Genomic DNA, 11047 nt, shown 5'->3' on the forward strand with positions numbered 1-11047 from the left:
ATGCACGCGCATAAAGTCATCTGGCAGGAAGGCATGCTGTTGCGGCCGCAGCACTTGCAGCACAACGACCGCCATTACCAGCAACAGCTCAACCAGACGCGTTTGCTGAGTCCTGACGCCTGGGGCTTCCTCACGCTGGAACTCGATGTGCAGTACCTCAACCTGGGCAAACTGGTGGTCACTCAAGCCAGCGGTGTATTGCCGGACGGCAGCCTGTTCGACCACGGCACCGCGATGGAGCCCCTGGTATTACAGGTACCCGCCAACCCGGGGGAACAGGCTGTTTACCTGGCGCTGCTGCTGGCAACCGGCAATCAGATTGAAGCCCGCCAACCGGAGCAGGACGATGTCCTGGCGCGCTACCTCGCTTGTGAGGTGGAGGTAGGTGATTCGAACGCCGGTGCCGACGCTCGCTGTCGAATTCACTGCGCGCGACCTGATTTGCGTCTCCTGCTGGGTGAGCAGCACAAAGAACAGGGCTTCGTCAGACTCAAGGTCGCCCAAGTGCTGGAGTCTACCGATGCGGGGGGCGTGCGCCTGGATGCGGAGTTCGTCCCGACGTTCATTTTTATGCAGGATCGCGGGTATGTATCGTCTTGTCTCAAGGAGGTGATCGGCCTGCTTGCGTCGCGGGGGGATGCCATCGCGGCGCGGATCCGGGGCGAGAGCAGCGCCGCCGGCACGCAGGTCGGCGATTTCCTCATGCTGCAAGTGATCAATCGTACCGAGTTGGAGCTGCGCCACTGCTTGAGCCAGGCCCAGGTTCGCCCTGAAGCGGTGTTCCGCGCATTGGTGGCGCTGCTCGGTGAGTTGTCGACGTTCGCCAGCGATAGCAGGCGCCCGGTGCTGGATGTGCATTACCGGCACGCCGACCAGGGGGCAAGTTTCCGGGGCCTGATGGAGGCTGTGCGTGCCGTGTTGTCGGTCGTGCTGGAACAACACTCCATCGAGTTGCCGTTGCAACAACGTCAGTACGGCGTATTGGTTTGCCCGGTCAGCGACCTGAAATTGCTGGGTACGGCGACGTTCATCCTGGCGGCTACGGCGCAGTGTGATTCGGAGGCATTGCGCCAACGCCTGCCGGCGCATTTGAAAGTCGGCGCGGTTGAGCGCATACGCGAATTGGTCAATCTGCACCTGGCGGGGATCAAGGTCAAACCATTGCCCGTGGCGCCGCGCCAGATCCCGTTCCACGCCGCCAAGACCTATTTCATGCTGGATATGAATGCCCGCGATATCGCCCAGCTGGAGCAGTCGGGCGGCTTCGCGTTCCATGTCGGGGGCGAGTTCGCCGGGCTTGAGCTGACCTTCTGGGCCATCAGGAATTGAATGCTATGGACAGTGAATACCCGCAGGACGAAAAAACCGTCCTGCTCGATCGCGACGGCCATGGGCCCGCGCAAGGGCCGCTCACGGAGTTCCCGGCGCCGCCGCGCTATGAACAATTGCAGGACCGGATGATCTACGCGAGCCAAGCACTGGGCGCGCACAGCTTCACCACAGCGCTCAATCCCCTCGTGGTCGCCGCTTGGGAGCTATTGTCGCAAGTGGTCCAGCTCAAGGGCTGCTCCGGTCGGGAAAACCTCATTACGATCAACGACCGATTGTCATCCGCTGTGACTCAATTCGAAACCCGTGCGTTGCAGGGTGGCATTGAAAATACCCAGGTCATGTCTGCGCGCTACGTGTTGTGCAGCGTGATTGACGAAGCAGTCGTCACCACATCGTGGGGCGCTCGAAGTGACTGGTCGAAGATGAGCCTGTTGAGTCGCTTTCATCACGAAACGTTCGGCGGCGAGAAAGTATTCCAGTTGCTGGAACGCCTGGCGCGCGACCCGGTAAAACACTTGGCGATGCTGGAGCTGGTGTACCTGTGCCTGTCCCTGGGGTTCGAAGGTAAATACCGGGTGATGGAGCGGGGGGTAGTGCAACTCGAAGCCGTTCGCGATGGCCTGTATCGACAGATCAGGCAGGTACGAGGCAATCCACCGTTGGCGCCGGTGTTGCCGGAAGGGCAGGGGCGCACGCGACGCAGGCACGTACGCGTCATTCCTGTTGGCGGATGTGTGGCCTTCACGCTGTGCGGTTTGCTCGCGATGTACACGGGATTCGCCTGGGTGTTGGAGCGAGAAAGGGCAAGTGCGCTGCAAAGCCTTCAATTGTCGGCGTCGGATCTTACCCGCACGCCCCAGTAAACGCAGGGAGCAACGAATGAACGCATTCTTCAAGGGCGTGGGTGCCGTGCTGGCCAAGGTCTGGGTGTGGAGCCTGATGCTGGTGCTTTGCTGTGCTGCATTCGTGTGGTACGTCGGACCGCTGTTGGCCGTGGACGACTACCGGTTCTGGCAAAGCGCCACTGCCCGCCTGTTGACCCTCAGCGCTTTGTTTCTGCTGTGGGGATTGGCGATGGTCCTGGCGGGTGGGCGCCATGCTGCTGGACTCGAAAGGCCGGCTCCGCCAACCGCTCATCCGCCATTGAGAGCGGTGGAGGACGAGCAGAAGCACGTCCGTGGTCGTTTCAAGGACGCCCTCCACCGGTTGAAAACGTCTGCGCGCTATGGCGAGCGCAACGCACGTTGGCGCCATGATTTGCCCTGGTACCTGGTGATCGGTGAACCGCGCAGTGGCAAGACCCAACTATTGGCGGCAGCGGGTTTGCAGTCACCGTTCGATCAGGCTGACACGCAGCCGACGGGCGGCAGCGGGCAGTGTGACTGGTACTTCGCCGATGAAGGGGTGCTTATCGACACGCCAGGGCGCTATCTGATTCAACCAGACCGTTCGGTGGATGCCGCCGGCTGGACCACGCTGTTGGCCAGTCTGAGGTGGCGGCATCGAGTGCGCCCGCTCAACGGCGTGGTGGTGACGCTGTCGGTAGACAGGCTCCTGAGCGGTAATGAGCACGACCTGGAGCAACTGGCGCGCCATGTCCATTCGCGCGTGCAGGAAATTCAGCAGGTACTGCAGGTGGATGTACCCCTCTACCTGGTGTTGACCCAGGCCGATCGACTGGCGGGGTTCATCGAGTACTTCGACTCACCGTCAGGGGACGATGTCGTAGCGGTGCTGGGCCAACCTCTGGAGGCTGACAAGGCGGGCAATGACATCACCCAGGTTCGCCGAGCGTTCGAGCAATTACTGCAACGTTTGCACGGCGAATTGATTGAGCGATTGCACCAGGAGCGCGATGTCGAGCGCCGCGGGCGGATGCTTGATTTTCCCCAGCAGACTGCGCAAATAGGCGAGCGTTTGTGCCTGTTTATCGAGTGGGCGTTTTGCGCCCATCGCTACCAGCGCATCAGCGGCTTGCGCGGGTTCTACCTGACCTCTGCCAGCGACAGCCGCAGCCATTTCGTGCAGGGCCTGTTCAGTCGGGTGATCTTTGCCGGGGCGGACCTGGCCGCCTTGCAGACCCGCGAGCGCCAGCGCATCTGGCGGCGCAATGGGTTGCTGGGGATGGCGGCTGCGCTGGTCCTGGCGGGTGCCGGGGGGCTGTGGATGCACAGTTACGCGGCCAACCAACAACGTTTGGCTCATATCGCTGCACTTAGCGCTCCCGTCGTGCAGAGTAACGATGAAACCTTGACACTCCTGGCGCTGCTGGACGCTCGCTGGGCGGCGACCCAGGTGTTTCCCATATCAGGCGACGCTCCACTGATCGAGCGAGCCGGCCTGTATCAGGGCGAGGTCAGCCGACCGTGGGTGGCGCGCGCCTATGAGCAGACGTTGCAGCAGCGACTGCTGGGCCGCACTGTTGACCTGCTCGAAGAGCAGGTACGCGCCAGCCTCGGCGATCGCGAGCGCCTGCTCGACAACTTGCGTGCGTACCTGATGCTCAATCTGCGCGAGCGCCGGGATACCGCGTGGTTGGCGCAGCATATGGCCAGCCATTGGTCGCTGCAGTTTCCCGGTGATATGCCGGTACAGAAGCGTCTGAATGAACATTGGGCGCGACTGCTTGAGCAGCCATTTTCCGCCCGGCTCAATGACGAGCTGGTGGCTCAGGCGCGGGCCGCGCTGCGGGGCGAGTCATTGGCCGACGTGGTGTACCGGGTGCTGCGCGAACAATCGCGCGACCTGGAGCCGTTGCGTCTGGCCGAAGGCAAGGTCTTCGCCGCCATCGACCCACCGGTTCCTGGCTTCTACACCAAAAGGTATGTGCAGTACTTCGAAGCGCAGGGCCCCAAGCTGGTGAACGCCATTGCCCAGGATAACTGGGTACTGGGCGAAGGCACTGACTTGAGCAGCGAGGATCTGCAGCGCTTGATGATCGAACTGCAACAGCGCTACTTCAGTGAGTATGCCCAGGCCTGGAGCGATGCGCTCGGTCGCATCAGGCTGCTGCACACCGACGGCCTGCGTGAGGATGCCGAACGTCTCGCGGGGCTGACGTCGGCCCAATCGCCAGTCCTTCTGCTATTGCAGCAGCTTCGTGAAAATACCCGTTTACTGCCGGGCCTGGAGCTGCCAGCAACGATGGCCCAGCCGTCAGGCGCGTTGGGCGCGATCGCCAAGGCTGCGGTAGCGCAGGGGCAGGCTGCTTTGGGCGACGCGGCACGCCGGGCTTTGCAGCGGCGTTTTGAACCCTTGCATCAGTTGCTGGATGAGCAGCAGAACCCCAGTGCGGAGCTGGCCCAGGGGTTGCGCCTGCTCGACCAATTGCACCTGCAATTGGCGACGCTGAGCCGTGAGGGTTCGCCGGAGCAGGCGGCCTTTTTGCGGGCAAAGCGGCGCATGGACGGCCAGCAGGACGTGCTGGGCGACCTGCGTGCAGCGTCCAGCCGTTTGCCGCTTCCGCTTGCCGGTTGGTTTGAAGGGATTGGCGATCAGACATGGCGCCATTTATTGGACCAGGCCTATGCCCATGTCAATCAGCGCTACCAGAGCGAGGTGCAGGGGCTTTACGCCAGGGCGATTCGCCAACGGTACCCGTTCAATGCCCACGCGACGAGTGATGTGGCCCTGGACGATTTCCGTGAGTTCTTTAAACCCCAGGGCGTGTGGGCGCGTTTTTACGAGGGGTACCTGCGCTCGTTTGTCACTGCGGATGGCACGCGCTACCGGTTGCGCGGGCTGGACGGACAGGGTTTTCCGATCTCACGTTCGCTGCTGGATCAACTGACGAAAGCCCAGGTCATCCGACGCAGCTTTTTCACCGAAGACCAGGGAGAGTTGGCGGTGGGTTTTACCTTGGCGCCCTACAGCCTGGATCAATCGGTCAACCGAGCGATCCTGCGATTGGGTGAAAAGCAACTGGAATACCGGCACGGCCCGATCATACCCATGACATTCCGGTGGCCCATCGAAGCAGACAACGGACGCGCCAGCCTCGTACTGGAGAGGGGTATCGAATTGCGCCCCCTGGGTATCGAGAAGAGCGCCGGCGCCTGGTCGTTGTTCCGGTTTTTCGACTTGCTGCAACGCGAGCCTGCGAGTGACCGCAACGCGCAGATCGTCAAGGCTGACCTGGCCGGGTTGCGCGCCAATTACCTGCTGACCAGCCAACGCACACCCAGCCCATTTGAGATGGACACGTGGCGCACCTTCCGCCTGCCGGAGCAACTGTGAACCCGATGCGGCCCACATGGCGCAGCGCCGGGCGTACACAGCGCGGGCAGTCACGGCCGCGCAATGAGGATGCCCTGCTCGATTGCCCGCAAGGAGGCTGTTGGGCCGTGGCGGATGGCATGGGCGGGCACCGGCACGGCGACGTCGTGAGCGAGTGGGTGATCAGCAGCCTGGCTTCGTTGTCGGCGCAGGGCAGCCTTGATCAGCGGGTCGATGCGGTTCGACAACGGCTGCAAGGTGTCAACCGGCGGCTGGCGGATGCGCGGCGCACCGGCAGTGCGACGATGGGGAGTACGGTGGTCACACTGTTGCTGGATAACGGGCGTGCGGCCTGTGTTTGGGCGGGGGACAGCCGCTGTTATTTGTGGCGTGAACAACGCCTGTACCAGCTGTCGAGAGATCATTCGCTGTTGCAGCGCCTCATGGACGAGGGTCAGTTGAGTGCGACGCAAGCTCGGGCCCACCCTGATGCCAGAGCCTTGACCCGGGCCATTGGCGCGCACGCGTCATTGCGGCTTGAGGTGCTGGAGCTCAGGACCCGCCCTGGCGATGTGTTTTTATTGTGCAGCGATGGTCTCTACCAGGCACTCAGCCATGTCCAGCTGGGCCTGGCGTTGAGTGCAGGCGGGCCGCAGCAGGTCGTGGAAAGATTGTTCGCCAGCGCGTTGCGCGCCCCGGCACGCGATGATTTGACCGCCGTCGTGGTGCACTCATGAGTGCGGCATCAACTCCCCCGGTTTTGCTCGTCGGCCGCTACCACCTTGAGCAGGTCGTGGGCCGGGGCGGGATGGGCGTGGTGTACCGTGCGCGCGACCTGTTACATGAGCAATTTGGCGAGCCTTGTTCCGCTGTGGCGCTCAAGCTGCTGGACGAGTCTTTGTCTGCATGCCCGGACGCCCATGTATTGCTGTTCAGCGAGTTTGCGCTGGCGCGCCGCCTGCGACATGAGCGCGTGGTGAGGGTGTATTCGTTTGAGGTGGATACATCCAGCCAGATCGCCTTTTTTACCATGGAGCTGCTGCATGGCCTGACGCTGGACCGACTGCTTGTGGAATGCCCTGATGGAATGCCGTGGGCAGAGCTGCAACCGATTGCCCTGCAACTGCTGGATGCGTTGGTTTATGCCCACCAACACAACGTGCTGCATGGCGATATCAAACCGGCCAATGTCATGGTGGGCGAAGCGGGCGTGCGTTTATTCGATTTCGGCCTTGGGCAGTCATTTGCGCAGACCCCGGCGGACTTGGCGGCGGTGAATCGCAGCCGGTTGAATGCCTGGACCAGGGCCTATGCGGCGCCTGAATTACTGGCGGGTGGCGCGTTGACGCCCGCTGCGGACCTCTATGGCGTGGCGTGCGTCCTGTATGAGCTGGCCCAGGGCAAGCGCCTCGGGGAACGCCAACCGGGGGCCGGGCTGCCTCGGCCCAGGCAGTTGCCCCGACGTTGCTGGCCGGCACTGCACACCGCCTTGGCGCAAGACCCGCACCGCCGGGCCCTGACGGTCGCCGAGTTGCGGCAGGTCATGGGGTGCAGGCGGCTTCGCTGGTGCGGCTAGCCAGAACGTCAGCCAGCCAGGTCATGCAGTTGGCAGTAGTCGGCCCAACTCATGCCGGCCATCTGTGCGACCTCCTTGTGCACCTCGAGGCGTTGAGTTTCGAAGGCTTCGCTGGACTCGGCAGTCAGCTTGAGGGTCAGCTCCCAGGCGAACAGGCCCTGGCGCTCGGCCTGCGCCTCGAACGCTTCATACAGACGCTCGGTACGATACTGCGCCACGGTTTCTCCCCTGGCCTGGGCAGCCAGTGGGTTGAAGTTGTTCAATTCAGCGGCCACATCCGGGTGTTCGTGCAGGAACCGGTCCAGTGCGCGTTGATAGTTATCGCCAGGTGCTGACAACGCCAAGCCCTTCAGCGAGAGAGAGGGGAGTCGACGTCGGGTGCGTGCCCGTCGACGTGACGCCGAGCGCGCTTGCGCGACCTGCGCTGGAGCCAGCGTTGCAACGGTGCCAGTAAAAAGAACATCAGGTAGGCGACAAGCACCAACGTCAAATCTATCCAGGTCTCCGCGACGGGCCCGGTATACAGTTCGATGACGTTCTTGATGATAAATAACAGCGCCACGCTGCACAGCCACAACAGGATGGTGACAAATAGGGGGCGCATGGTGCTGGACCGCTTATGGTGCATGGTAAGGCTCTCTCTCCTTTGTGCCTGCTTCTGGCCAGGCAATATTCCCTGAGTGGGCACCCGATGTTAACCAGGCTGTAACATCCTTTAACAAACGCAAACGCGGCGGATAATACCGACTCAGACAGGTTTAGGGGATGACTCAGGTCAGAAAGTTCGATTTTTTATCTAGGAATTTTCACAGCCCCCAGGGTTTTTTTGCTGAAAAGCCCCGGGAGATGGCAAAAAGCTTTCGCGCCGAGCATCAGGGCGTGTAGCGTTCACGGGTATTCCGGCGCTGATCTCCAGACCCCGCGAATACGGGCAGAGGGCGGCTCATGGCGCAAACGCTGTTCAAACTTTTCCTTACCCAGCGCCTGGCGGCCCTGGCAAGTATCGAGTCGTTGCGTGCGATTCGGGAGGGATTGTTGTGGATCCTGCCGTGCCTGTTGGTGTCTGCCGTTTTCCTGATCCTGTCCGAATGCGCCAAGGTGCTGGGCTTCAGCCCACCGATAGTGAGCTTTCTTTCGGGGCTGCATGACCGGATCAGCTCGGTGATTCCACTGCTGGTCGCCGCTTCCATTGGCTATATGTTGGCCATTCAGCACCGCTTGCCACAACTGCCGATAGCCTTTTTATGCCTTGCCAACGTAGTGGTGGCCACGTTTCTTTTGCGCGAATACCCTCGGGCTTCGGCCACCTTCCTGCTGTTCATTGCCATCGCGTCGCCGCTGGTCAATGTGCCGGCCATGGCCTGGCTGCACCGTTTGCGTTGGACTCGCTTGGTGCATGAAGACCTGATCGGACACAACCTCAAGGGCACGATCAACATGGTGCTGCCCGGTGCGATCACTGCGCTGGCATTGGTGGTGGTGTTGTCGTTGCTGTTGCAGATCCCCTATGTGGCGCAACTGCAGGGGCCGCAGGTGCTCAATGCGTTACAGGCGCCTTACGGTAGCGGCCTGTTTGTGACCTTGATGAACTCGCTGTTGTGGTTTTTCGGGATTCATGGCGTGTACGCCATGCAACCGCTGTTCGATGTACTGGATCAAGCTGTGGTGCTCAACGGCGCAGCGCTGGCGGCGGGTGAGCCGGTCCAATACCTGCTTAACAGCGGCCTGTTAGGCAGCTTTGCGTTTATCGGTGGGTCGGGCGGCGCGCTGTGCCTGCTCCTGGCAATTCTGCTGTTTTCCAGGAGCCAGTCCATGCGGTTGCTGGCGATGGCCAGCTTGCCGCTGTCGTTATTCAACGTCAGCGAAGTGCTGTTGTTCGGTTTGCCGATCATCCTCAACCCGCGGTTGTTCATACCCTTTCTGTTGGTGCCGGCGGTCAATGCGACGGTGGCACTCGCGGTGGTGCAACTGGGTTGGGTAGCACCGGCCGTGGCCAGCGTGCCGTTTACCGCACCGGTGTTGCTCAATGCTTACCTCAGTACCCATGGCGACGTCGCGGCCGTGGTATTGCAGGTTGTACTGATGGGCCTGGGGACGTTGGTGTATGCGCCGTATGTACGGGCGATCCATCGCCAGGCCAGTGACGGCGGCACGGTATACCTCAAATCCCTGGACATGACGTTTCGCGGCCTGGAGGAGAAGGGGCGGTTGCTGGAGTTCGACCCGGTACTCGCGTCGCACCGCGCCCTGGCCCGGCAGGCCATTGAGTTGAACCGGATCCAGCAGATCAGCGACTACGAGTTCTATCTTGAGTTTCAGCCCCAGGTCTCCACCCGTACCGGCCTGTGCACCGGCTGCGAAGCCTTGATGCGCGCCCGGGACAGCCAGGGCACGGTGCATTCACCCTGGGAGTTCCTGCAATGGTTGGCACAGGCCCGGTTGATGCCGGACGTGGACGTGTGGGTGGCGTCCCAGGCCGTACGCCAGTATCAACAGTGGAAGAAGGCCGGTTTTGAATTGCCCATGACCATCAATTTATCCAGCGTCACCCTCAAGGACGCGGCTTATGGTAATCGCCTGGTGGAAATCCTCGCCCAGGCCCAGGGATGGGTGTCGGTGGAGATCACCGAAGATGCGCTGGTCAGCGATATCCAGGCGACCCGTCAGACCATCCAGAAACTGCAGGCATTGGGGGCAAAGGTGTATATCGATGACTTTGGCACCGGGTTTTCAGCGTTGAGTTATCTGCATCAGTTTCCGGTGGATTTCATCAAGATCGATCGCAGCTTTGTGGTTGCCCAGCACGATCCCAAGGGCGCTCAGGTGCTGACCGGCATGCTGCGTTTTTGTGAGGCGCTTAACCTGGGCGTGGTGGTGGAAGGGGTCGAGACCGCCGAGCAATTGGCGTTTCTGAATACGGGCGCTGAGTTGTTCATTCAGGGCTGGTATTTCAGCAGGGCATTGCCGGGGCATGCAGTGCCGCAGTTTGTGCGCGAGCGGGCGCGGTTGGGGTGATCTGGCAGTCATGGGGCCGACCGGTCTGGCAGTCGGCCCCGTTTAAATGCAGCAAGCCGGCTTGCTAGACCGCCTCGTAGCCCCGATTGGTCCGCTCGATTTCCTCGACCAGTGCGTCTATCCCCTCCAACCGTGCCCGATTGTCATGGTCCCAGGGATGAAAGCCCGGTTTGAAATAGTGCAGCCACGGCCGCAGCATGCGCGCAAAGATGCCCTTGGGGGCATACAGAAACTTGAGCATGCGCCAGAACCCCTGCAGATGCCCACCCGACTTGCGGTCTGCAATCAACAGACGCACGTGGAAATCGAACACCACCAGCCAGAACAGCAGCGTGGTAAACAGCATGGTGCCGGTGCGCAGCAGGTAGCGCTTGGGCCCAGGCTTGATCACCCGGTTCCACACATCGAAGGCCACCGCTTTATGTTCGGTTTCCTCAAGGGCGTGCCAGTACCACATCTGCTGGTAGCCCTTGAGTGAGTCGCCGAAACGCGACGGGTCGCTCAGCAGGATTTCCGCAAGCATTGCGGTGTAGTGCTCAAGGGCGATGGTCACCGCGAGGTTAAAAGATGGCGGCAAGTGCTTCTTTTGCAGGTCGAGGAAGAATTTCAAGCGGCGATCGAGGCTGTGCGCCGGCAGGCCTGCCGCTTGCAGCAGGTCGTTGTAGGCCACGTGTTCACGGCTGTGCATGGCTTCCTGGCCGATGAAGCCCTGGATTTCTTTCTTGAGGTCCGGATCGTCGATGCGAGAACGGTAGTGGCGCACGCTGTCCATGAAAAACAGCTCGCCCTGGGGAAACAGCAGCGACAGGGCATTGAAAAAGTGCGTGATGAACGGGCCTTGTTCATGCCAGTTGGTGATGCGCCCGGCGGGCAGGGCGAAGCGGATATCACGGCGAATCGGCAACATGG

At 61.5% G+C, this 11047-nt stretch carries 9 protein-coding genes; 6 read left to right on the top strand and 3 right to left on the bottom strand.

Going from position 1 to position 11047, the window contains the following annotated elements; genetic code table 11:
* From tssK to C4J92_RS12330, 5 genes are read left to right on the top strand one after another with little or no spacing between them, the layout of a single operon-like run.
* Positions 1-1329, top strand: a complete 1329-nt coding sequence (gene tssK / locus C4J92_RS12310) for a type VI secretion system baseplate subunit TssK (protein ID WP_124404028.1) — start codon at positions 1-3, stop codon at positions 1327-1329.
* A 5-nt stretch (positions 1330-1334) separates the two neighbouring features.
* The gene (icmH, locus tag C4J92_RS12315; RefSeq protein WP_124404029.1) at positions 1335-2195 is read left to right on the top strand and encodes a type IVB secretion system protein IcmH/DotU; all 861 of its coding nucleotides are present in this window, start codon (positions 1335-1337) and stop codon (positions 2193-2195) included.
* Between the two features lie 16 nt (positions 2196-2211).
* Entirely contained in the window at positions 2212-5568 is a 3357-nt protein-coding gene (tssM, locus tag C4J92_RS12320; protein ID WP_124404030.1) for a type VI secretion system membrane subunit TssM, read from the top strand.
* Positions 5569-5573: 5 nt separating this feature from the next.
* Positions 5574-6284: a PP2C family serine/threonine-protein phosphatase gene (locus C4J92_RS12325; RefSeq protein ID WP_124404031.1), complete on the top strand. Its 711-nt coding sequence runs from the start codon at positions 5574-5576 to the stop codon at positions 6282-6284.
* The gene (locus C4J92_RS12330; RefSeq protein WP_124404032.1) at positions 6281-7123 is read left to right on the top strand and encodes a serine/threonine-protein kinase; all 843 of its coding nucleotides are present in this window, start codon (positions 6281-6283) and stop codon (positions 7121-7123) included. Before C4J92_RS12325 ends, C4J92_RS12330 begins: the two co-directional genes overlap by 4 nt.
* 8 nt (positions 7124-7131) lie before the next feature.
* On the opposite strand, the gene C4J92_RS12335 is transcribed toward C4J92_RS12330, so the two are convergent.
* Together C4J92_RS12335 and C4J92_RS12340 are read right to left on the bottom strand one after the other, a co-directional pair.
* On the bottom strand, positions 7132-7461 hold the full coding sequence (locus C4J92_RS12335; RefSeq protein ID WP_124404033.1) for a DUF6388 family protein: 330 nt from the start codon (positions 7459-7461) through the stop codon (positions 7132-7134).
* A gap of 11 nt (positions 7462-7472) precedes the next feature.
* Positions 7473-7751, bottom strand: coding sequence for a hypothetical protein (locus tag C4J92_RS12340; RefSeq protein ID WP_124362645.1), 279 nt, complete (start codon positions 7749-7751; stop codon positions 7473-7475).
* A gap of 317 nt (positions 7752-8068) precedes the next feature.
* Here C4J92_RS12340 and C4J92_RS12345 point away from each other — a divergent pair, with 317 nt between their 5' ends.
* Entirely contained in the window at positions 8069-10138 is a 2070-nt protein-coding gene (locus C4J92_RS12345; protein WP_124404034.1) for an EAL domain-containing protein, read from the top strand.
* A gap of 64 nt (positions 10139-10202) precedes the next feature.
* Here the strand turns inward: C4J92_RS12345 and C4J92_RS12350 are convergent, their stop codons facing one another.
* Positions 10203-11045, bottom strand: coding sequence for a metal-dependent hydrolase (locus C4J92_RS12350; RefSeq protein WP_124404035.1), 843 nt, complete (start codon positions 11043-11045; stop codon positions 10203-10205).
* Positions 11046-11047: the final 2 nt, after the last annotated feature.

This window comes from Pseudomonas sp. R3-18-08 (assembly GCF_003852065.1).
Classification (GTDB): Bacteria; Pseudomonadota; Gammaproteobacteria; order Pseudomonadales; family Pseudomonadaceae; genus Aquipseudomonas.

Bases quoted from the DNA above. Each gene is read 5' to 3' on its own strand.
- tssK (WP_124404028.1), top strand. From the start codon at position 1: ATGCACGCGCATAAAGTCATCTGGCAGGAAGGCATGCTGTTGCGGCCG.
- icmH (WP_124404029.1), top strand. From the start codon at position 1,335: ATGGACAGTGAATACCCGCAGGACGAAAAAACCGTCCTGCTCGATCGC.
- tssM (WP_124404030.1), top strand. From the start codon at position 2,212: ATGAACGCATTCTTCAAGGGCGTGGGTGCCGTGCTGGCCAAGGTCTGG.
- C4J92_RS12325 (WP_124404031.1), top strand. From the start codon at position 5,574: ATGCGGCCCACATGGCGCAGCGCCGGGCGTACACAGCGCGGGCAGTCA.
- C4J92_RS12330 (WP_124404032.1), top strand. From the start codon at position 6,281: ATGAGTGCGGCATCAACTCCCCCGGTTTTGCTCGTCGGCCGCTACCAC.
- C4J92_RS12340 (WP_124362645.1), bottom strand. From the start codon at position 7,751: ATGCACCATAAGCGGTCCAGCACCATGCGCCCCCTATTTGTCACCATC.
- C4J92_RS12345 (WP_124404034.1), top strand. From the start codon at position 8,069: ATGGCGCAAACGCTGTTCAAACTTTTCCTTACCCAGCGCCTGGCGGCC.
- C4J92_RS12350 (WP_124404035.1), bottom strand. From the start codon at position 11,045: ATGTTGCCGATTCGCCGTGATATCCGCTTCGCCCTGCCCGCCGGGCGC.